The organism is Actinoplanes sp. CA-051413 (assembly GCF_050955795.1).
Taxonomy (GTDB): Bacteria; Actinomycetota; Actinomycetes; order Mycobacteriales; family Micromonosporaceae; genus Actinoplanes.
Genome location: NZ_CP192100.1, coordinates 3,675,617 through 3,696,551, shown reverse-complemented (window position 1 = coordinate 3,696,551; position 20,935 = coordinate 3,675,617). Strand labels below are relative to the sequence as shown.

Annotated in this window: 17 protein-coding genes; 5 read left to right on the top strand and 12 right to left on the bottom strand. The window is 69.9% G+C overall.

Features of this window, described 5'->3' with window-relative positions; all coding sequences use genetic code 11:
• Position 1: 1 nt before the first annotated feature.
• Positions 2-526 (bottom strand): SigE family RNA polymerase sigma factor, encoded by a 525-nt coding sequence (locus ACQP2Y_RS17210; RefSeq protein WP_433729349.1) that lies wholly within the window; start codon positions 524-526, stop codon positions 2-4.
• 51 nt (positions 527-577) lie between these two features.
• Positions 578-1,174 (bottom strand): TetR/AcrR family transcriptional regulator, encoded by a 597-nt coding sequence (locus ACQP2Y_RS17205; protein WP_433729347.1) that lies wholly within the window; start codon positions 1,172-1,174, stop codon positions 578-580.
• Positions 1,175-1,240: 66 nt separating this feature from the next.
• On the opposite strand from ACQP2Y_RS17205, the gene ACQP2Y_RS17200 reads away from it, so the two are divergent.
• A complete protein-coding gene (locus tag ACQP2Y_RS17200) occupies positions 1,241-2,701 on the top strand; it encodes an MFS transporter (protein ID WP_433729345.1) in 1,461 nt (486 codons plus the stop codon).
• Here ACQP2Y_RS17200 and ACQP2Y_RS17195 read toward each other — a convergent pair.
• From ACQP2Y_RS17195 to ACQP2Y_RS17170, 6 genes are read right to left on the bottom strand one after another with little or no spacing between them, the layout of a single operon-like run.
• Positions 2,653-3,612 (bottom strand): class I mannose-6-phosphate isomerase, encoded by a 960-nt coding sequence (locus tag ACQP2Y_RS17195; protein ID WP_433729343.1) that lies wholly within the window; start codon positions 3,610-3,612, stop codon positions 2,653-2,655. The two genes, ACQP2Y_RS17200 and ACQP2Y_RS17195, sit on opposite strands and share 49 nt — an antisense overlap.
• Positions 3,609-4,811, bottom strand: coding sequence for an ADP-dependent glucokinase/phosphofructokinase (locus ACQP2Y_RS17190; RefSeq protein ID WP_433729341.1), 1,203 nt, complete (start codon positions 4,809-4,811; stop codon positions 3,609-3,611). The genes ACQP2Y_RS17195 and ACQP2Y_RS17190 overlap by 4 nt, the downstream gene beginning before the upstream one ends.
• A 1-nt stretch (position 4,812) precedes the next feature.
• A complete protein-coding gene (locus ACQP2Y_RS17185) occupies positions 4,813-5,676 on the bottom strand; it encodes a ketose-bisphosphate aldolase (protein ID WP_360821521.1) in 864 nt (287 codons plus the stop codon).
• 39 nt (positions 5,677-5,715) lie between these two features.
• Positions 5,716-6,558, bottom strand: coding sequence for a carbohydrate ABC transporter permease (locus ACQP2Y_RS17180; RefSeq protein ID WP_433729338.1), 843 nt, complete (start codon positions 6,556-6,558; stop codon positions 5,716-5,718).
• Between the two features lie 5 nt (positions 6,559-6,563).
• Positions 6,564-7,499, bottom strand: coding sequence for a carbohydrate ABC transporter permease (locus ACQP2Y_RS17175; protein ID WP_433729336.1), 936 nt, complete (start codon positions 7,497-7,499; stop codon positions 6,564-6,566).
• 52 nt (positions 7,500-7,551) lie between these two features.
• Positions 7,552-8,841, bottom strand: a complete 1,290-nt coding sequence (locus ACQP2Y_RS17170) for an ABC transporter substrate-binding protein (protein WP_433729334.1) — start codon at positions 8,839-8,841, stop codon at positions 7,552-7,554.
• Positions 8,842-9,135: 294 nt separating this feature from the next.
• Between ACQP2Y_RS17170 and ACQP2Y_RS17165 the strand changes: the two genes are divergently transcribed.
• Both ACQP2Y_RS17165 and ACQP2Y_RS17160 read left to right on the top strand, forming a co-directional pair.
• Positions 9,136-9,960, top strand: a complete 825-nt coding sequence (locus ACQP2Y_RS17165; RefSeq protein ID WP_433729332.1) for a DeoR/GlpR family DNA-binding transcription regulator — start codon at positions 9,136-9,138, stop codon at positions 9,958-9,960.
• A 109-nt stretch (positions 9,961-10,069) separates the two neighbouring features.
• Positions 10,070-10,984, top strand: coding sequence for an IS5 family transposase (locus ACQP2Y_RS17160; protein WP_433731979.1), 915 nt, complete (start codon positions 10,070-10,072; stop codon positions 10,982-10,984).
• A 9-nt stretch (positions 10,985-10,993) separates the two neighbouring features.
• On the opposite strand, the gene ACQP2Y_RS17155 is transcribed toward ACQP2Y_RS17160, so the two are convergent.
• The 3 genes from ACQP2Y_RS17155 to ACQP2Y_RS17145 are packed head-to-tail and all read right to left on the bottom strand — an operon-like array spanning position 10,994 to position 13,683.
• On the bottom strand, positions 10,994-11,926 hold the full coding sequence (locus ACQP2Y_RS17155) for an aldo/keto reductase (RefSeq protein ID WP_433729330.1): 933 nt from the start codon (positions 11,924-11,926) through the stop codon (positions 10,994-10,996).
• Between the two features lie 4 nt (positions 11,927-11,930).
• Positions 11,931-12,608: a TetR/AcrR family transcriptional regulator gene (locus ACQP2Y_RS17150; protein ID WP_433729328.1), complete on the bottom strand. Its 678-nt coding sequence runs from the start codon at positions 12,606-12,608 to the stop codon at positions 11,931-11,933.
• A gap of 4 nt (positions 12,609-12,612) precedes the next feature.
• The gene (locus tag ACQP2Y_RS17145; protein WP_433729326.1) at positions 12,613-13,683 is read right to left on the bottom strand and encodes a serine hydrolase domain-containing protein; all 1,071 of its coding nucleotides are present in this window, start codon (positions 13,681-13,683) and stop codon (positions 12,613-12,615) included.
• A 170-nt stretch (positions 13,684-13,853) separates the two neighbouring features.
• On the opposite strand from ACQP2Y_RS17145, the gene ACQP2Y_RS17140 reads away from it, so the two are divergent.
• Both ACQP2Y_RS17140 and ACQP2Y_RS17135 read left to right on the top strand, forming a co-directional pair.
• The gene (locus tag ACQP2Y_RS17140) at positions 13,854-14,573 is read left to right on the top strand and encodes a Clp protease N-terminal domain-containing protein (protein ID WP_433729324.1); all 720 of its coding nucleotides are present in this window, start codon (positions 13,854-13,856) and stop codon (positions 14,571-14,573) included.
• Positions 14,574-14,649: 76 nt separating this feature from the next.
• Positions 14,650-17,454: a TIM-barrel domain-containing protein gene (locus ACQP2Y_RS17135; protein ID WP_433729322.1), complete on the top strand. Its 2,805-nt coding sequence runs from the start codon at positions 14,650-14,652 to the stop codon at positions 17,452-17,454.
• A gap of 65 nt (positions 17,455-17,519) precedes the next feature.
• On the opposite strand, the gene ACQP2Y_RS17130 is transcribed toward ACQP2Y_RS17135, so the two are convergent.
• Positions 17,520-20,900 (bottom strand): family 16 glycoside hydrolase, encoded by a 3,381-nt coding sequence (locus tag ACQP2Y_RS17130; RefSeq protein ID WP_433729320.1) that lies wholly within the window; start codon positions 20,898-20,900, stop codon positions 17,520-17,522.
• Positions 20,901-20,935 lie beyond the last annotated feature (35 nt).

Genomic DNA, 20,935 nt, shown 5'->3' with positions numbered 1-20,935 from the left:
CTCACTTCGCTCCTTGTGGGGTGGGATGCAGGGTGGCGCGCAACTTGTCCAGCGCTCGTGCGGTCTGGCTCTTGACCGTCCCGGTGGACACGCCGAGGGCCTCGGCGGTCTCCGCGACGTCCAGCTCGTGGAAGAACCGGAAAACGACCGCGGCGCGCATCCGCGGCGGCAGTTGCCGCAACGCGTACGCGAGCTCGGGGTCGCCCAGAGCCGCGGTGTCCCCGCCGGGGCGGTCGGGCAGCTCCGGCACACTGCGCTCGAAGCGCCGCCAGATCCGCCGGCGTTCGTCGGTCAGGGCGTTGACCAGGACGCGACGCACGTAACCGTCGGGGTTGTCGGCCCGGCGGAACGCCGACCACGAGACGTACAGCTTGGTCAGGGCCGTCTGGACCAGGTCTTCGGCCAGATGCGCGTCCCCCGCGGTGAGCAGCCGGGCGGTGTGCAGCAGCCGCCCGCGCCGCTCGGCCACGAATTCGTGGAACTGCCGGTCACGATCGCTCTCGCCCGGCCCTCTGTCAGGTCTCACACTCACCATGACCGTCCCGGATCACCGGGGGTTGCACGACGCCGCCGGCGATCAGGTCCCCCGGGGCGGGTCGGCGGCGGCAGCGGCGTCCCAGCCCGGAGTGATGAGGTCGAAGATCTCGTCGACCGCGGCCGCCGGATCCGCCGCCTCCCGAGCCAGCGGATGCACCCCGAGCACGAAGCGGGCGAACGCCCGGCACAGCGTCGACGGCTCCGGCCGGCCGAGGTCGGCGGCGAGCGCGGTGGCCAGCGCGGCCTCGTGGCGCAACCACATCGTCGTCGCGTACTCCCGCAGGGCGGGTGAGCTGTCGACGAGCTGCCAGAAGGCCACCGAGCCGGGCGTGGCCAGCTCCCGGACGGCCTCGTGCAGGTGCCGGCGCAACGCGTCGGGAACCGACCGGCCCGGCTCGCGGTCGGTCACCGCCCGGATGAGCCGCTGCTCCCGCTGGGGGTCCTCGTCGAAGAGCAGCGCCTCCTTGGACGGGAAGTGCGCGAACAGCGTCGTGATCGCCACATCGGCCGCCGCCGCGATCTCCCGGATCCCCACCGCGTCGTAGCCGCGATCCAGGAACATGCGCAGCGCCGTGTCGGCGATGGCCTTGCGGGTGGCGGCCTTCTTGCGTTCGCGTCGTCCGGGCTGCTCGGTCACGACCGCAGCCTAGCAGCGAAACGCTAACCGTTGCAAAACACTAACCGTTAGCGTTACGGTTCCGGCATGACGATCACAGCACCCGCACCCCGATCTCTGCGAGAGGCCCGGGTGGCCCTCGCCGGGCTGTCCGCGGTGTTCCTGTTCGAGATGCTGGACAACTCGATCCTGAACGTCGCGCTGCCCACCATCGGCCGCGAGCTGCACGCCTCGACCGTCGCGCTGCAGTGGGTGACGGGCGCGTACGCGGTGGTGTTCGGCGGGCTGATGCTGCTGTTCGGCGCGACAGCCGACCGGTTCGGCCGCCGGCGGATCATGCTCATCGGGCTGCTGCTGCTCGGCGCCGCCAGCCTGGCCACCGCATTCGTCACCACCGCGGAGCAGCTGATCGTCGTGCGAGCGCTGATGGGCGTCGCGGCGGCGATGACGACACCGGGATCCATGGCGCTGGCCTTCCGGCTGTTCGAGCAGGACAGCCTGCGGGTGCGGGCGATGACCCTCATCTCGACCGTGGGGCTGATCGGGCTGGCGATCGGCCCGACGGCCGGCGGCCTGGTGCTGGCGATCGCCCCGTGGCAGGTGCTGCTGCTGGTCAACATGCCGATCGCCGCGCTGGCGGTCATCGGCGTGCGCACCGGCATCGCCGCGGACGAGCCGGCCGATCTCCATCGCGACCCGATGGACGTGCTCGGGGCGGTGCTCGGCACCGCGACGATCGTGCTCGCGCTGGTCGCACCGACGCTCTTCGTCGACGAGGGCAGCGGCTCGTGGGCACCGTGGACGGCCACCGCGGTAGCCGTCGCGGGCGGGATCCTCTTCGTGCTGCGCGAGCGTTCGGCGCGGCACCCGCTGCTCGACCTGCGACTCGTGGCCCATCCCCTGGTCGCCGGCGGCCTGGCCTACAAAGCGGCGGCCGGGCTGGCGACCGCCGGCCTCGGTTACCTGGTGACGCTGCAACTGCAGCTCGACTGGGGGTGGTCGCCCGCGATGGCCGCCGTCGGGATGCTGCCCCAGGTCGTCGTGCTGGTGGCGGGGGGCGCGTTCGTCGATCCGTTCGTGCGGCGGGTCGGCCTGGAGCGGGCCGCGTGGCTCAGCGCCACGGCGGTGGTGGCCGGGCTCGGCGTCTACGGCCTGCTGGGCACCTTCGGGTACGCGTGGATCGCAGTCGCCCTGGTGCTGGTGGCGGCCGGAATGCGCGTGGTCGGCGTGGTCGCCGGCGTCAACGTGTTGCGGGGCCTGCCGAAGGACCGGACCACGATCGGCGCGGCCCTGGTCGACACCGCTTCCGAGGTCACCTCCGGGGCCGGCATCGCGGTCACCGGCACCATCCTCGCCGCGACGGTCACCGGCACCATCGCCGCCTCGGCCTGGACCGGCCGGCAGACCGCCCAGTTCGAGCAGGCCGCCACCATCGCCGGCCTCACGCTGACGGCCGTGTCGGCGGCGCTGGTCGGATGGGCGATCCTGCACACCCGCCGCTACGCGCGTGACGGTGCGGCGGGCGCCAGCCTGATCACCTCAACCTGACCGTCCACCCGGAGCGGGCCGGCGGCGTACGGCACCACCAGCGTGTCCCCCCGCCGCAGCGACAGATCGTCCTTCTCACCGGTCAGCCGGCCCTCGCCGCCCACCACGACCAGCACGCTGAAGCCCTGTTCCAGGCGGTCACCGCCGCGCAGACGGCGAGCGGAGAAGAACTCATCCGCGGCCTCGGGCAGCAGCCGCCGGCCGCCCCGCAGCGTGTCAAGGCGTTCCGGCGTCCACGCACCGCGGTCGACGCACTGCAACGCCTGCTCGTAGCCGAGTCCCAGGTGCCCGTCGGACAGACCGAAGCCCTCGTACTCCAGCAGCACCGAGAAGTCGGTCGGTTCCTGGATCTCGACCAGCAGGATGCCGTCGCCGATCGCGTGCGGCAGCCCGGCGGGACACAGCACGGCGTCGCCGGCCGCCACCGGGATCCGGTTGGTGGCCGCCAGCATCGGCCCGGTCCGCTGCGCGGTCACCCAGCCGGCCAGCTCCTCGGCCGCCACGTCACGGGCGAAGCCGAGATGGACATACGCGTCCGGGCGGGCCGAGACGATCACCCAGGCTTCGGTCTTCCCGTACGGCGAGGCGAGATGCGCGCTCGCGAAGCGGCGGTCCGGGTGCACGTGCAACGGCAGCCGCTGTCCCGCGTCGAGCAGCTTCACCAGGATCCCGGTGTCGGCCCGGTCCGGCCCGAGCCAGTGGTACCGGTCGGCCTCGATCGCCTCGGCGAGCACCCGGCCGTCGGGCAGGGTGGACAGGCCGGACGGGGCCAGCCCGAAGCGCGTGGTCACCGAGGCCACCCAGTCCTCGGGCCGATCCGGCAGCGCCGGCCCGTTGCGGAAGCCGGCGATCCGCCCGGCGCCGCGGTAGAACGTCTCGGGCTGGTTGGCCGGCAGGACCTGGACGGTCATCGGGACTCCCTCCGGGCGACCGCGGTGAGGAAGCCACCGACGAACGTGTCGCCGAGCCCGACGGTGGTGGGATTCCCGACATCCAGCGCGAAGCCGGGTACACAGTGGACCACGTCGCCCATCCGCCGGCTCAGCTCGGCGGCGAAGGCCACCGACTCGGGTCGCCGCGGTTGCCGGCGCAGGCGGTCGACGTCCTCGTCGGTGAAGTCGTCGCCGTGGCAGTAGCGGGTGGCGGCCATGAGTGTGCCGGTGTCGAGGGCGTCCGCGTAGGCCGCGGCGCGGGAGCCGAGGACCAGGGCCCAGTACTTGGTGTGCAGCACCAGCGCCGGCACCGGGATGAGCGCGTGCACCGCAGTGAGGGCGTCCGCCACCGCCGGCGCCGAGAGCAGATCGACGGGGTGCCCGAGGTACGCCTGCAGTTCGTCCTCGTTCAGCCCGTACACGTCGATCCGGTCGAGCAACGCGTCGCGGACCCGGCGGCTGAACGCCGGCTCGTGGTACGCCGCGTCCTCGAAGTAGGTCACCGCCGCCGGCGGCAGCTGCCGCATGTGCGCGCGCAGCTCGGCGAGCCGGCGATCGAGCTCGGCCGCGGAACGCATGGCGTTGAACCCCGAGATCAGGAACACCTCCGCCTTACCCAGCCGGTCCCCCAGGTCGGCGGTGAGCAGCATGGCGCCGTTGGCCGGATCGTTGACGTAGATCAGCCGGTTCGGGAACGGCGCGGTGATGTCCAGGTCACCGGTGCGGATCCGCAGGCCCCGGTCGTACTGGACGATCAGGTGCGGGTAAAAGGTGTCCTCGGCGCCGCTGGAGATGTACTCGCTGTCCGGGGGCAGCAGCCGCCGTACGGTGTCGTTGACGCTGACCAGGTGCAGCGTCGACGGCACGCCCAGCCGGCTCATCAGGATCCCGGCCCGCACCGAGGTCCCGCCCAGCGCCGGCCGGTACGGGAACCGGGCGGCGAAGCTCTCGAGCGCCGGGGCGGAGGCGACGTAGTGTTCGCCGCCCCCGCCCCGGGCCACGTAACCGAGGATCGACACCACGAGGTCCCGTTCGCTGGTCACCACCGCGGGCGGCGTCAGGTCCGCCGCGGTGATGCCGTGCTCGGCGACGACCTGCTCCAGGACATCGGCGGTCAGCTTCAGCTCGTAGTCGACGCAGCCGCCGAGACCCAGGACTACACAGGAGGCGTCGGCCATCTCAGTAGAGGGAACCCTTGCCGGCGGCACCGAACAGCTCGATCTTCTGGGCGGCGACGACCTTCATGGCGTCGATGCACGCGGGCTGGATGGCGTTGGGCTCACGCACCTTCGGGTCGTTGCCCAGCACCTCGCGCATCTTGTTGTGGTAGGCGACCTTGATGTCGGTGGAGATATTGATCTTGTTGATGCCGGTCCGGGCGGCCTCGGCGATCTCGTCGTCGGGGTTGTTGGAGCCGCCGTGCAGCACCAGCGGGATCCGTACCCGGCCCTTGATCTCCTTGAGCAGGTCCAGCTTCAGCTCCGGCTTCAGATGGGCCGGGAAGAAGCCGTGGTACGTGCCGATGGCGATGGCCAGGCTGTCCACGCCGGTCTGCTCGACGAAGGTGACCGCGTCGTCGGGGTCGGTGTAGATGATGGTGGCGGCGCCCGCCTCGGCGTAGCTGTCGTTCGCGCCGATCGTGCCGAGCTCGCCCTCCACCGACAGGCCCAGGGCGTGGGCCGAGTCGGCGACCTTGCGGGAGAGCGCGACGTTCTCGTCGAACGGCAGCAGCGAGCCGTCGATCATCACGGAGGTGAAGCCGTACTGCGCCGCCTGCAGGATCTGCTCGTAGGTGCCGCCGTGGTCCCAGTGGATGGCGATCGGCACGCTCGCGTGGTGCGCGCGCTGGATGATGCCGGTGATCATCTCGCGGCCGATGTGCCGTACCTCGTCCGGGTGGATCGCCACGATCAGCGGCGCGTCGGTCTCCTCGCTGATCTCCACGATCCCCTGGAACATCGCCCAGTCGCTGATGTTGAAGGCGGGCACGGCGAAGCTGTGCTCATTGGCGACGTCCAGGATCGCCTTGCCGGTCGTCAGCATGTTCGGTGTATCTCCTTTGGCGTTGCGGGAGGGGGTGGGTCAGGCCTTGACGGCGCCGGCGGTCAGGCCGCCGATGAAGCGCCGCTGGAAGAGCAGGAAGAGGACCAGGACGGGGATCGACCCGAGGATGCTCATCGCCATCATCTGGTTCCACTCGTACGAGTGCTGGCCCATGAGCAGCTGGATGCCGATGGGCACCGTGCGCATGTCGTCGGTGCGGGTCAGCGTGAGCGCGAACAGGTACTCGTTCCACGAAATCATGAACGTGTAGACCCCGACCGCGATGAGACCGGGCACCGAGACCGGCACGAGGATCCGCCACAGTGCGGTCCAGCTCGTGCCGCCGTCGACCTTGACGGACTCGTCCAGCTCCCGCGGTAGCGTGTTCAGGTACGCGGTGATCATGATGATCGCGTACGGCAGGGTGAACACCATGTGGGTGAGGATCAGGCCGGGATAGGTGTTGTAGAGCCCGAGCGCCACGACCAGCCCGAAGTACGGGATGACGAGCGTGATCGGCGGCACCGCCTGGACGCTGACGATCACCGCGTTGATGGTCTTCTGCAGCGGGAACGTGAAGCGGCTGAACGCGTACCCGGCCAGCAGGGCGACCAGCAACGTCAGGGCGGTCACGGCCAGGGCGACGATGTAGCTGTTGAGGAAGAACCGCAGCTGGGCGCCGTTGCCCAGGATCTCGCGGTAGGCGTCGAACGAGAAGCTCTCGGTGATGAGCTTCGGCGGGTTCTGGAAGACGTCCCCGTTGCTCTTGAACGAGGTGGAGAGCATCCACAGGACCGGCAGGCCGGCGAAGAGCGCGCCGAGGACGAGCCCGGTGATGACACCGGCCTTCGCGAGGGTGCGCCGGGTCTTGACGGTGGCCATCTGCCTCACCGCTCCCTTTGCGAGCGTACGTAGAAGAAGGCCAGCACCATCGTGATGAGCAGCACGACCACGGCGGCGGCCGACGCGGTCGCGAACTCGTACTCGCTGAAGGCCTGCTTGTAGGTGTAGGTGCTGAGCATCTCGGTGCTGTTCAGCGGCCCGCCGCCGGTCATCATCCAGATCAGCGCGAACTGCTGGGAGGTCCAGATCAGGTCCAGCACGGCCATGCTGATGATCACCGGCCGCAGCTGGGGCAGCGTCACGTGCACGAAGCGCTGGAGCCAGTTGGTGCCGTCCACGGCGGCCGCCTCGTACAGGTCGGCGGAGATGCCCTGCAGCCCGGCCAGCAGGCTGATCATGAAGAACGGGTAGCCGGACCAGATGTTGGCGAAGGTCACCGCCCACAGCGCCGTGGTCGGGCTGCCGAGCCAGTCCACGCCCTCCTGCACGAAGCCCAGCGTCTGGAGCACGTAGTTGACCACGCCGGACGGGTCGAGCAGCAGCCGCCAGATGACGGCGATCACCGCGATGGTGAACAGCCAGGGCAGGATGTAGACGATCCGGAAGACCGCCTTGGTGACCCCGCTCAGCAGGTTGGTGTTGAGCATCATCGCGAAGGCGAGACCCAGGACCAGGTGGGCCGCGGTGCTGACCGAGATGAAGATCGCGGTGTTCTTCATCGCGACCAGGAAGTCCGGGTCGGTGAGCACCTTGGTGTAGTTGACCAGCCCGGCGAACACCGAGTTGTCCTGCACGATCACGTTGTCCCGGAACGAGTAGCTGATCACCATGACGATGGGGACCACCATCAGGACCACGATCAGCAGCACCGTGGGGGACAGATAGCCGTACGGGACCAGTCGCCGGGTCAAGGAAGAGCGGGGCCGGCCCGGGGTGGCCGGCTCGGCCGGCGCCGCGGTTTCCGGTGCGGTCAATGTCATGGCTGTCTCCTTGATCGGATGCCGCGCCGGACCGGCGCGGCATCCGGGCGAGCTACTCGATCACCGACGACCAGGACTCCTGCGACTTGGCGAGGGCGTCGTCGACACTCGCCTTGCCGGTGAGCACGAGCTGCAACTGCTCGTCGAAGCTGCGCATCAGGTCCTCGGACTTGGGCAGGCCGACGAACTCGTTGGCCGGGTAGCCCTGCTGGTAGATGTCGAAGGCGGTCTTGAACAGCGGGTCACCGGTGCTGAAGTCGGGCTTGGCGTTCTTGTTGCCGGGGAAGCCGTTCGCGATGGTGCTCAGCTTCGCGTTGGTCTCCTGGCTCATCAGGTACGAGACCAGCTTGAACGCCTCGGCCTTGTGCTTGGTGGAGTTCGAGACACCGATCCCCCAGGACGCGTACGGGATGCCGCGCTTGCCGGTGTAGCCGTCCTCGGCCGGCAGGGCCGCCACCTCGACCTTCAGGTCCGGCTTGCTCTTCTTGATCAGGTTGACGTGCGCGAGCGAGTCGATCATCATGCCGACCTGGCCGTTGGTGAACTTCTCGACCTTGTCCTGTTCCTTCATGGTGAGCGAGCCGGGGGCGATGACACCGGCGTCGTTCAGGCTCTTCACGTACTCCACCGTGCTCTTGACCTGCGGGCTGGTCAGGGCCGGCTTGCCGTCGGCCAGCATGCTGCCGCCGGAGGCCCAGAGCCACGACATGACGTCGTTCTGGACGCCGTTGGGGACCGCGGTGTCCAGCGGGAGCGCCCAGCCCTTGACATTGCCGCCGGTGGCGCTGATCTTCTTGGCCGCCTCCAGGAACTCGGTGCGCGTGGCCGGCACCTTGCTGACACCGGCCTTGGTGAGCAGGTCCTTGTTGACGAACAGCGGGTAGACGAAGTTGACCACCGGGATCATGTACGTCTTGCCCTTGATCTGCACCTGGCTGGCCAGCTGGGAGGCGTCGTAGCTCGCGTCGGTCATCAGCTTGGACATGTCGGTGATGGCGCCCTGCTTGGCGAAGTCGTTGACCCAGGCGCCGTCCAGGCCGACCACGTCGGGCAGCGTCTTGGACGCCGCGCCGGTCACCAGCTGCTGCTTGGTCGACGCGTACGGCGCGCTGAGCAGCTTGACCTTGATGGTCGGGTTCTGCGCCGTGAAGTCGGAGATGATCTTGTCGAAGTCCCCGGCCGGCAGCTCGGCTCCCCACCACTGGGCGAACTCCAGCGTCACGGTGCCTCCCGAGCCGGCGTCCTCCGAGTCGCCTGAACCGCACGCCGCCATGAAGGCGACCAGCGAGGCGGCGGTGGCCGCCGCTATCGCTCGCTTGAGCCGGGATGCACCAAGAGCCATGGCGAACTCCTTCTATCGAGATCTTTCTGTTCTCTGCTGTGTTGGCGCCACGTTAGCAGCGTGTTACAGATGGGGACAAGACAAGAACAGCAGAAAACTGCGGAGTACGGCATACTATTGCGTCATGCGACAGAAGTGCGGGGTTGACGAGGCGGCGTTGAGCTGGAGACAGGCAGCGAAGAGCACCCTTCCGAGGGACAGTGCCCCTTCTTGCGGCTCTTCGCCGCTCTACGCAGCGATGTGCGTGGTGTTCGCACGGTTGTGGCATACTGCCGCACTGATGAAGGGGAAGCAGTGAGCGTCGACAAGGACGAGCGGCAGCGGCATCTGCCCGCCGGACGCAAGGCCCAGCTGGCCGCGTACGTCGCCGACACCGGTCAGGTCACGGTCGGCGAGCTGGCTGAGCGTTTCGGGGTCTCCATCGACACCGTGCGGCGTGACCTCGACCAGCTGAGTGCCGACGGAGTGCTCGTGCGCACGTACGGCGGCGCGGTCAGCCTGTCCACGATCTCGCGGACCGACCGTGCCGTCGACCAGCGGCTCGCCCTCATGGAGCAGGAGAAGGAGAAGATCGCGGCGCTGGCCGCGGCCCTGGTCCAGGACGGCTCGACCATCATGATCAACGGCGGGACGACCACCCTGGCGGTCGCCCGCAATCTGGGCCAGCACCGCGACCTGACGGTGGCGACGAACAATCTGCTGCTGCCCGGCGCGCTGCCACCCACCGCGGTCCGCGACATCTACGTCTTCGGCGGTGCGGTCCGCACCCTCACGCTGGCCACCATCGGGCCGGTCAGCTTCCGGGCCAACGGCGGCGCCGAGCTCGACATCAGCTGCGACCTGGCGCTGATCGGCGTCGGCGCGGTCTCCGCGGAGGCCGGCTACACGACCAGCAACCTGGCCGAGGCGGCCATGATGCAGGAGATGATCTCCCGCGCGGCCCGGGTGGCGATCCTGGCCGACTCCTCGAAGTTCAGCCGCCGGCTGTTCGCGCAGGTCTCCGAGCTGGGCGCGGCCGACTACCTGATCACCGACACCGCACCGCCGGCCGACCTGCGGGAGGCCCTCGCCGCGAACGAGGTGGAACTGATCACCCCGGCAACCCGCAGCGCCGCCTAGGCCGTGTTTCGTAGCGCTGTGATGTTGCGGCGTGGCGGTGATCGATAACTGAAGAGGTCTCCGGTATTTGGTTCAAGCGACCAAGCCAGAACTTCACACCGGAGACCTCGTGCCGAGCGTAGCGGCAGCGAGGCGACATGACCTGACCGACGTGCAGTGGGCGGCGCTGGAGCCGTTGCTGCCTGCGGGAACAGGTCGTGATCGGCCGCGCAGATGGACTATGAGGCTGATCATCGACGGGATCAGGTGGAGGGTGCGTACCGGCTCACCGTGGCGAGACGTGCCCGCGGTGTATCCGCCGTGGCAAACCTTGTATCGCTGGTTCCGGCGCTGGCAGCGTGACGGCGTCTGGGCGCAGGTCCTGGCCTCGCTGCAGGCCCAGGCGGATGAGGCGGGGTTGATCGGCTGGACGGTGAGCGTGGATTCGACGATCAGCCGTGCTCATCAGCACGCGGCCGGAGCCCGTCGAGACGGCCAGATGCAGAAGGAACCGCCTGGCGGTGTGCAGGCAGAACCCACCGATCATGGGCTCGGCCGATCGAGGGGTGGCTGGACGACCAAGACGCATCTGGCCTGCGAGCAAGGCCGCAAGCTGATGTCGCTGGTGGTGACCGCCGGGCAGCGCGGCGACAGCCCGCAGTTCGTCCCGGTGCTGGCCAAGGTGCGGGTCACCCGAGCCGGTGGCGGCCGGCCACGGACCCGGCCCGACATGGTGCTGGCCGACAGGGCGTACACGTCCAAGGCCAACCGAGCCCACCTGCGATCCCGCAACATCCGAGCGTGTATTCCGAGCAAGACCGACCAGGACGCCCACCGCAAGGCCAAAGGGTCGAAGGGCGGGCGTCCACCCGCCTTCGACCCCGAGGCCTACCGCCTGCGTCACGCCGTGGAGTGCGGCATCAACCAGCTCAAACAACACCGCGCCATGGCCACCAGGTACGACAAACTCGCCGTGCGCTACGAAGCCACCCTCACCATCGCCGCCATCAACCAATGGCTCCGCGCCCTACGAAACACGGCCTAGGGCCCGACTTCAGGCCCAGGGCAACTGCGACCGCTCTCGCCAGTAGCGGGCGCTGGGCATCGCCAGGCCCTGCCACCGGGCGGGGTCGACGGTGAGTGTCTGCGCGCGGAGGTTCGACGCCAACTGGTCGCCGGTCACCGCCCCGGAGAGCACGACCGTCGCCCACGGCTGCTGCAACGCCGCCGCCAGCGCCACAGCGTCGGCCGGGGCGCCACCGGAGGCAAGACTCCCGGCTCCGGCGAGGCGACCGTTGGCCAGCGCCTCCTTGACGATCACCAGGCAGCCCGCGTCATGCGCCTCGGCGAGCGCCGGGCCGGCGCTGGGCTCCAGCGGATTCCACGTCGCCTGCACGCTGCGGAACAGCGGGCGCCCGCCGACCCGGATGCCGAGCGCGGCACGGATTGCCTCGGCCTGCGCGGGACCACTGGTCGACAGCCCGATGACGGTGCCCTGGGCGGCGAGATCGGCCAGCCGCCGGTGCAGGACCTCGTCGCGCAACGCCGGGCTGTCCGGGGTGACCGAGTGGATCTGGTACAGGTCAAGGCGGTCGCCCAGCAACGCCCGGGACTCCCCCAGCTGCCGGTCGAAGGTGGCGACACTGTGGTCCTTGACCTCGTGCGCCTCGGCGTCGACCCGCCACCCGGCGACGTAGGTGTAACCCCACTTGCTGCCGACCACGACGTCGGCGGCGTCCGGCCGGGCCCGCAGCCACTGGGCCAGGAACTCCTCGGCCCGCCCGTACGAGCGGGCGACGTCGACGTACCGGACGCCGGCCGCGTACGCCTGATCGAGCAGCTCGTGGGCCCGGTCCCGCATCGCCTCGACGGTCCGCCCGGCCGGCAGGTCCGCCTCACGGCCGAGAGTGATGTAACCCGGGCGGCCGACGGCGGCCAGCCCCAGCCCGATCCGGGACGCCCCGGCCAGCCGGTCGATGACTGTCATCAGCTCAGCGCGCCTTGGAGAGGAAACCGCCGACGAACGCACGGAGACCCTCGGGGTAGGTGTTGCGGGCGGCCAGGTCCGGCCATTGCTCGCCGATGGCGGCCAGGTGCGGCAGCCGGGACGCGTCGAAGCTGCCGAAGTCGATGTCGCTGTACCGGGGCCGGTCGTCGCCGGGGCGGCGGCGATCGGAGTGGCTGCGCACGAGGATCTCGCCGACCGTGTAGTACCAGATGCCGCGGAACAGGTCGACGGCCTGAGCCGGCGTGCACCCGCAGTCGACGGCCCCGGCCACGATGGTCTCGACCAGCTCCAGGGCCGGCTCCCCGAGCAGGCCGACGAACCCGTCGGCGGTGAGCACTTCCGCGGCCCACGGCCAGGCCGCGAGGCCGTCGTGCAGCGCTGTCGCGGCGGCGACGATGCGGTCCCCCGGCTCACCGGTCAGCTCCGGCCGCGGGATCTGCTCGGCGTACGCGTTGAGCAGCAGGAGCAGCAGATCCTCCTTGTCCCGCACGTGGTGGTAAAGCGTGGTCGCGCCGATGCCGAGCTCGGCGGCCAGCCGGCGGATCGTCAGCTTCTCCCAGCCGTCCTGGTCGATGAGCTGCCGGGCCGAGTCGAGGATCTGCGCCCGGGAGGTTACCGGCGGCCGGCCGGTACGGCCCTGCGGTGCGGCGGATGGGGACACCACCTCATCTAACTGCCCCCGGCGCGGCACCGCACATCGCCTCCCCGCAGAAGGCGGTCAGCGCGTCGTCGATGGGATGAGGTTGAGGTTTCCCGGAGGAGTCCATCCGGTTCCACCGCGCGAGGTTGACCGCGACCGTCATCTGGCGCTGGCCGTCGGCGCTGTGCCGGGACATAGTGCCGGCGCCCCAAACAGTGCCGTCGTGGCCCCAGAGTGTGCCGCAACCGGGCAACGTGAACTTGTGCAGGCCGAGGCCGTACGTGATCAGTTCGCCGGTCTGGCTGATGACCGGCACGGTGCGCTGCATCTCGGCCAGCGAGGACGGCTGGAGGAGCTCGCCGCCGAGCAGCATGCGGTAGAAGCGGTTGACGTCCGCCACGGTCGAGATCAGGCCGGCGCCGGTCGACACCCAGGACATGTTGTAGACGCTGTAGTCGCGGGGCGGGTCGATGAGGCCGAACAGTGCCTCGTACATCCGTGGGTGCGGGCCCTCGATGCGCGTACCGGTGGGGAACTCGGTGTGCCGCAGGCCGGCGCGCTCGATGACGTCCCGGGTTATGTACTCCTCCGCCGGAGTGCCGGTCACGTGCTCCAGCAGCTGGCCGAGCAGCAGGTAGTTCGCGTTGGAGTACGTCCCCGGAGTGCTTCCCGGCTCGCCGGCCGGGGGTGCTGTCACGCCCATTCGGATCAGCTCGGTGGGTTCGAACTGCCGGAACTGGTTGTCGTCCAGGCTGTCACCCGACGGACCGGACGGCGAGGGCCGCAGGGACGGGAACGCGTACGGCAGGTATTCGGGGAAGCCGCTGGTGTGGTTGAGCAGCATCCGTACGGTGATCTGCCGGCCGCGCTCCCCCGGCACCAGCTCGGGCAGGTATCCACCGATCGGCGCGTCGAGCCCGATCCGGCCCTGCTCGACCAGCCGCAGGAGGGCGACGGCGGTGAACGTCTTGGTCAGGCTGCCGACGCGGTGCCGCATGCCGGGCTCGACGGGACGGCCGGTGCTGAGGTCGGCGACCCCGGAGGCGCCGCGCCAGGTCGCGCTGCCGTCACGCACTTCGGCGAAAACGCCCGGCATACCGGCGCGATGCACACTGTCCAATGCGGACTTCAGGTTCAGGTCAGGAGCAGCATCTTCTCTGTTCGACTTTAGGAACATGTTCCTAAAGTAGCAGTCGATTCGGCCGGCGTCGAGCGTCGTCAACCTTGGGTTGACGCTACAGGAGTCGTCAACCTATGGTTGACGGCATGACGACTCCTGAACCCGTTACCGCCTCCGTCCGGCTCGACGACCTGATCGAGGCCATCAAGAAGACCCACTCCACCGCCCTCGACCAGCTCTCCGACGCGGTGCTGGCCGCCGACCACCTCGGTGACGTGGCGGACCATCTGATCGGCCACTTCGTCGACCAGGCGCGCCGCTCCGGCGCCTCCTGGACCGAGATCGGCCGCAGCATGGGGGTCAGCAAGCAGGCCGCCCAGAAGCGCTTCGTCGCCAAGGGCGAGGCGCCCGACCTCGACGCCAGCCAGGGGTTCAGCCGCTACACCGACCGCGCCCGGAAGGTCGTCGTGACGGCGCAGGAGGAGGCCCGCGCCAAGAGCAACAGCCAGATCAGCGTGGCTCATCTGGTGCTCGGCCTGGCGGCGGACCCGAGCGCGCTCGGCGCCCGGGCGATCGTCGCGCAGGGAGTGTCGCTGGACACCGTCCGGCAGACCGCCACCGCGACGCTGCCGGCGGCGGCCGACGCCGTGCCCGCGCTCATCCCGTTCGACGCGCATGCCAAGAAGGCGCTGGAGCTGACCTTCCGGGAGGCCCTGCGGATGAACCACAACTACGTCGGCACCGAGCACATCCTGCTCGCGCTGCTGGAGCTCGAGGACGGCACGGGGGTCCTCGCCGGACTCGGCATCGACAAGGCCACCGCCGAAGCTGCCATCACTGCCGCCCTGGCCGCACCGCCTTCATGATCTTGACTTTTGTCACCGGCGGGTGACAGCGTTGTCATCGACTGATTTCATTCGCTACCCCTAGGGAGCGTGTGTGGTGCGTTATCTCGTTCGCCGGAAGGTCGCCGCCGCGGCCGTTCTGGCCCTGGTGTCGAGCGGCCTGGCGCTGAGTGCGCCGGGCCCCGCCGGGGCCACCACCGGAAAGCCGCAGACCGTCGTCTCGGGGAACGCCCGCTTCCAGGTGCTCTCCCCGACCCTGATCAGAACCGAGTACGCCCCCGGCGGCCGGTTCACCGACGGGGACACCTTCAACGTGATCGGCCGCGACGACTTCCGGCCGGCCCGGTTCACCAAGCGGGTCTCGCACGGCTGGCTGACCATCGACACGGGCGCGACGACCCTGCGCTACCGGGTCGGTTCCGGGCCGTTCACCGCCGACAATCTGACCGTACGCCTGAAAGCCGGCCGGCAGACCGTGACCGCCGCACCCTGGGCCGGTCTCGGCGCCCCCGACTGTGCCCCCGGCGTCCTGTGCGAGGCCGAGGCGCTGGCGCTCAACGGCCTGAGCGCGGCCACCGACCACCGCGACTACACCGGCCGGGGATTCGTGGCCGGTTTCGAGGGCACGGGCAACTCGCTCACCTTCGCCGTCACCCCCACGGCCGCGGGCACCCAGCAGCTCACCGTCCGCTATGCCAACAGCACCGGTGGGGACGGCCAGAACGTCACTCGTACTTTGACCATCACAGTGGACGGTGTCGCGGCGGGCACGCTGAGCCTGCCGCCGACCGCCAACTGGGACACCTGGGCGCTCGCCGCCGTACCGCTGGATCTGCCGGCCGGCCGGCACGAGGTCGGCCTGGTGCGAACGGCGACCGACTCCGGCAATGTCAACGTCGACAGCCTGGCCGTGCTCGCGCCGGGTGCGGCGTACCCCGCGCCCACGCCGGCCGTCCCGCAGCCCTGCGCGTTCGGCGCGGTGTGCGAGGCCGACCTGGGCGGCCTGACCGGCGGCGCGCGGCTTGCCGACGACCACAACGGCTACTCCGGCGAGGGTTTCGTGGCCGGGCTGGAACGGACCGGGGCGGGAGCCGCCCTCACCGTGACCGGCGTGCCGGCCGCGGGCGATTACCGGGTGCAGGTGCGCTACGCCAACGGTCAGGCCGGCAGCCAGCCTGTGCAGACGCGGACGATTGCAGTGACGGCCAATGACACCGCGCCGGCCACGGTCACGCTGCCGCCGACCAGCGGGTGGGACTACTGGCGTACCGCGTCGGTCCTGGTCTCGCTGCGGGCCGGCACGAACACGGTGGCGCTCGGCTGCCCCACCGAGCAGAGCTGCAACATCAACATGGACACCGTCGCGGTCACCGCGAAGAACGCGCCGCTGCTCGCCCCGCACGCACCGCTCGGTGGTTACCGTCGCGGGCTGGACAACGTCGACGGCGGCGCGCGCACCTACGGCGGGCTGCTCTACCAGGACGGCTGGTCACTGCTCGACGACTCGGCGTCGGCGCTCTACCGCCCGGCCACCGGCACCGTCACGCAGCGCCGCACCTCCGGGCAGGACGGGTACGTCTTCGCGTACGGCCAGGACTACCGCCGCGGGCTGCGTGAGCTGTCCACGCTGACCGGGCCGACCAAGCTGCTCCCCCGCTGGGCGTACGGCGTCTGGTACTCGGAGTACTACGACCGGACGGCGGCCGAGTTCCAGGGCCTGGTGTCCCGGTTCTCCAGTGAGGGTGTGCCGCTGGACGTGCTCGTCGTCGACACTGACTTCAAGGCGCCGGACAAGTGGAACGGCTGGTCGATCGATGCCACCCGGTTCCCCGACTGGAAGGCGTTCGCCGCGGGGCTGCGGTCCCGGGGCGTGCACACCGGACTGAACATCCACCCGAGCATCCTCGGCTCCGACCCGGCGTTCCCGCGGGCGCAGCAGCTGGCCCGGGGCAAACTGCAGAAGGTCGGCTGCAACGGCGGTCCCGACTGTTACGTGTTCGACTTCGGTGACCCGGACCAGCTGAAGGCGTACCTGTGGCTGCACGACCAGATGGGCGCCAAGGGCGTCGACTTCTGGTGGCTGGACTGGTGCTGCGACAGCTCACGGTCCACCCTGGCCGGCGTCACCCCGGACGCCTGGATCAACAAGCAGTACGCCGACAAGACCGGGTTCGCGTTCTCCCGGGCGTACGGGTCGTTGCAGGCCGGCGGCTACGGCAACCCGGGCCCCGTGCCGACCGGGCCGTGGGCCGACAAGCGGACCACGCTGCACTTCACCGGCGACACCATCTCGAACTGGGAGACCCTGCGGTTCGAGGTCGGCTACACCCCGGGCGAGTCGGCGGCCACCGGGCTGGCCGCAGTCAGCCACGACATCGGCGGGCACACGGGCGGACTCCAGGAGCCGGGCAGCGAGCCGGGCAGCACGAAGCTGCCCGACGACCTGTACGCCCGCTGGGTCCAGCTGGGCACGTTCCAGCCGATCGACCGCCTGCACTCCAACCACAGCGACCGGCTGCCCTGGCAGTACGGGCCGGTCGCGAACGCCTCGGCCAAGAAGTTCCTCAACCTGCGCAAGAAGATCCAGCCCTACACGTACGCGGCAGCGGCTGAGGCCACCCGCACCGGCACCCCCATCGTCCGGCCGATGTACCTGGCGTACCCGGGCGAGCAGGAGGCCTACGCGACGGCCGGCAGCCAGTACCTGTACGGCCCGGACCTGCTGGTCGCCCCGGTGACCACGCCGGGGGCGACCGCCGCCACGACGGTGTGGTTCCCGCCCGGCAGCACCTGGACGGACTACTTCACCGGCAAGCGGTACGCGGGCGGCACCACCGCCACGGTCACCACGACGCTGGACACGATGCCGGTCTTCGTCCGTTCCGGAGCAGCCCGGCCGTAACCGGGGCAGGACAGCAGAACGGCGGGTGCCGGGCAGCTTTCAGGCCCGGCACCCGCCCCTCGCATTTACGCGGGTTCGATCCAGAGGTTGCGGTAGCGGACGTTGGCGCCCGGGTCGCCGTGGTCCTGCAGGCGGATGGGCAGCATGTCCGGTCCCTCGGCGGCGCCGTTGCCGGTGGGACCGTCGATGGCGACGTTGTTGTGCACCGTCGTGCCGTTCCAGACCACGGTGACGCGGGCGTCCTCGGTCTTCGTCGTGCCGCTGTAGCGGGCGGCCCGGAACGTGATGTCGTAGGTCTGCCACGTCTCCGGGGCCGTTCCGGCGTTCGCGGACGGCGCTCGTTTCAGGTAGATCGCCGCGCTGTCGTTGTCGGCCGGAGTCGGTTTGCCGTACGAGTCGAGGATCTGGACCTCGTAGCGGTCCTGCAGGTAGATGCCGCTGTTGGCCCGGGCCTGGCCGGTCACGTCGGCCGGCAGGTTCGGCAGCCAGAACTCGGCGTGCAGCTTGAAATCACCGAAGGTCTGCTTGGTCCGCAGGTCTCCGCCGAGCACCTCGGCCGAGCCGCCGGAGATCGGCCAGGTCGGTGCGCTGCCGTCGGCGTTCTGGAAGGCGCCGAGGGTGCCGCCGTCGAACAGCGTCACCCGGCTGGTGCCGTTGTGGGTCCACTTCTGCTGGGTGACGTTGGCCGGCGTCCAGATCTGGAGCTGGGTGCCGTCCGCGCTCGAGCCGCCCGCGGCGTCGAGCACCTTGCCGGTCTGCGGGTTGAGCAGTGACCCGTCGGCCTGGGCCTGCCACACCTGCGCGGCGCTGTTGTTGCAGGTGTAGAGCTGCACCTTGGTGCCGTCGGCGGTGCCGGCGTTGTCGATGTCGAGGCACTTGCCCAGCGCCCGCAGGGTGTCACCGTTGCGGGTCCAGCTCTGCGCAGTGGAGTTGTTGCAGGTGTAGAGCTGGACCTTCGCCTTGTCGGCGTTGCTGGCGTTGTCGACGTCGACGCACTTGCCGCCGATGCCGGTGAGGGTGCCGGTCCGCGGGGCCGTCGCCGTGCTGCCGCCGCCGGTGCCCACGGACAGGTTGTCCAGGTTGACATTGCCGACGTCGCCGGTGTCCACCTTGTACGCGACGGTGTTGCCGCCGGCCCGCAGGGTCACGGTGTCGGTCTGGGTCGCCCAGGTGTCCCAGTTCCCGGTGTCGGCCAGGCTGACCTGCCGCACCTTGCTCCCGTTGACGTACAGGCTCACGGTCTTGGCGCCGGCCGACGGGTTCGGGCCGTTGCTGAAGCGCAGCCCCACCGGGTACGACCCGGCCGATGGCACGTCGACGCTGAAGGTGGTCGCCGCGCCGACCGAGCCGTAGCCGGCCACGAAGCCCGAGCCGGTGTAGCCGGTGTGGTCGGAGGCCACGCCCGCAGTGCCGCTGAGGCCGGCGTTCTCGGCCTCGACCCGGTCGGTGCGCAGCGTCGTGCCGTCGGCGAGGCTGTTGAGCGTGTACCAGGCCTCGGTGCTCCACAATGAGGTGCCCGACGTCGAGGTGAAGGGGCGCGGGGAACGGACGTGCACGACCCGGCCCGGCTTGAGCCCGTTGAGCTTGAGCGTCACCTTGAGCCGGTCCGCCGAGAGCGTCGCCGACGCCACCGACAGGGACTCCTCGTCGACCTTCGGGCCGCCGTAGGACGGGGTCGGGACGTAGCGCCACTGCTCGGCCCGGTACCGCGCGGCGAGCTGGGCGGCGGTGGCCTCGGAGACGGGCTGGGTGTACTCCAGCTCGAAGCCGCCGGCGACAGCGCGCATCGCCTTGATGTCGAAGACGCTGGTGCCGTTGGGCGTGAGCTTCTGCAGCCCGTACGTGAGCTTGCCTTCCTGGCCCCAGTTGCCGCCGGCGCCGAGCCCACCGTAGTAGAGCGCACCGTCGGGTCCCTGGCTCAGCCGCAGCACGCCCGACTCCAGGCCCTGCGTGAGGCGGAAGACCGCGCCCTGGTACTGGCCGTTGATCTTCTCCAGGAACGCGCGCTGGATGCCGCCGTACGTGACGTCGCCGAAGAGCATCTGGCCCGAGTACGGTCCCGAGTTCAGCAGCAGCGGCGTGCTCGGCGAGTTGGCGATCTCGTTCTGCGGCAGCCACAGCACCGGCTGGGTGACCGGCTGGTTGTCGAACGGGCCGTCCGGGTTGGTGTAGTGGTTGAAGAAGCGGTTCGGCTTGATCTGCACGAGTTTCGAGGCGGGCAGCCAGCCGCCCTGGTTGTCCAGGACGAAGATGTCGCCCTCGGGTCCCCAGCCGAGACCGTCGGGGGTGCGCAGGCCGCCGGCGACGTACTCCACCGCACCGGTCGAACGGTTGATCTTCAGGCTGGTGCCGCGGTTCGGTGAGCCCTGCGGCTGGGTGGTGGCCCCGCCGAGGTCGATGGAGACGGACAGGTTCAGGTAGAAGTAGCCGTCCTTGTAGAGCAGGCCGAACGCGAACTCGTGGAAGTTGCCGTCGAACGGCCAGGTGGCGACCCGGCGGTACTGGTCGGTGACGCCGTCGCCGTTGGTGTCGTTGAGCTCGGTGAGCTCGTGCTTCTGCGACACGTAGATCTTGCCGTCGACGATCTTCAGGCCCATCGGTTCGCGCAGCCCGGTGGCGACCTTCTTGTACGTGACCTGGCTCGGCGACGTGCTGCCGGTGACGCCGCTGAGGACGTACACCTCACCGGCCACAGTGTCGCTGCCGCCCCAGGTGGCGATGGCCAGGCGCCCGTCGGGGAACCAGTCCATCGCGCTCACCTGCGGCTGGAAGCCGGCCGGGCGCAGGTTGGTGAGCGTGTAGCCGGGGTGCACGGCGTTGAGCGGCAGGCCGTCGCCGGGGCTGTCCCCCGCCGCTTCGCACTCCTTGCGCCCGGGCGCGGTCACCCGGACCACGCCGGCGTCGGTGCTCAGCGCCGAGTTCGGCACGACGGTGAACGCGGTGGCGCCGGGCTGCCGCCATTCCAGGGTGAGCTGCTGGCCGCCGGTCGCCTCGAAGTAGTCGATGTGCAGGCCGTGGTACCCGGTCGCGAGGGTGATGCCACCCTCCATCGAGGTCACGCCGTGCAGCCCGTCGTGGTTGATGACGGTCGCGCCGTCGATCAGCAGCCGCGAGCCGTCGTCGCTGGTGAGCCGGAACGTGTACAGACCGGCGGTGGGGATGGTGACGTTGCCGATCACCTCGGCCTGGAAGTTGTCCTCCACGCCGAAGTCCGCCGCGGTGCTCCAGTTGATCGTCGGCAGGAGCTTGTCGACGTTCGGGGTCTGGCCGGACTTGAGGGTGCAGATCCGGTCGCGCGCGGTCTGCAGGTCGAAGGTGCGTAGCGTGACGCCGGGCTGCTGCGGCGGGACTGCCGCAGCGGCGGGGACCGCTTGCAGCAGGCTGGCCAGCAAAGCGGCGCCGACCAGCAGAGACATACGGGGACGGGTGAACATCGACATTCTCATAGAGCGCTCTCCCCAGACACCGGGACGGTCGGGAT

Bases quoted from the DNA above. Each gene is read 5' to 3' on its own strand.
- ACQP2Y_RS17140 (WP_433729324.1), top strand. From the start codon at position 13,854: ATGACGACTCCTGAACCCGTTACCGCCTCCGTCCGGCTCGACGACCTG.
- ACQP2Y_RS17195 (WP_433729343.1), bottom strand. From the start codon at position 3,612: ATGACCGTCCAGGTCCTGCCGGCCAACCAGCCCGAGACGTTCTACCGC.
- ACQP2Y_RS17170 (WP_433729334.1), bottom strand. From the start codon at position 8,841: ATGGCTCTTGGTGCATCCCGGCTCAAGCGAGCGATAGCGGCGGCCACC.
- ACQP2Y_RS17180 (WP_433729338.1), bottom strand. From the start codon at position 6,558: ATGGCCACCGTCAAGACCCGGCGCACCCTCGCGAAGGCCGGTGTCATC.
- ACQP2Y_RS17175 (WP_433729336.1), bottom strand. From the start codon at position 7,499: ATGACATTGACCGCACCGGAAACCGCGGCGCCGGCCGAGCCGGCCACC.
- ACQP2Y_RS17200 (WP_433729345.1), top strand. From the start codon at position 1,241: ATGACGATCACAGCACCCGCACCCCGATCTCTGCGAGAGGCCCGGGTG.
- ACQP2Y_RS17185 (WP_360821521.1), bottom strand. From the start codon at position 5,676: ATGCTGACGACCGGCAAGGCGATCCTGGACGTCGCCAATGAGCACAGC.
- ACQP2Y_RS17155 (WP_433729330.1), bottom strand. From the start codon at position 11,926: ATGACAGTCATCGACCGGCTGGCCGGGGCGTCCCGGATCGGGCTGGGG.
- ACQP2Y_RS17130 (WP_433729320.1), bottom strand. From the start codon at position 20,900: ATGAGAATGTCGATGTTCACCCGTCCCCGTATGTCTCTGCTGGTCGGC.
- ACQP2Y_RS17145 (WP_433729326.1), bottom strand. From the start codon at position 13,683: ATGCCGGGCGTTTTCGCCGAAGTGCGTGACGGCAGCGCGACCTGGCGC.
- ACQP2Y_RS17190 (WP_433729341.1), bottom strand. From the start codon at position 4,811: ATGGCCGACGCCTCCTGTGTAGTCCTGGGTCTCGGCGGCTGCGTCGAC.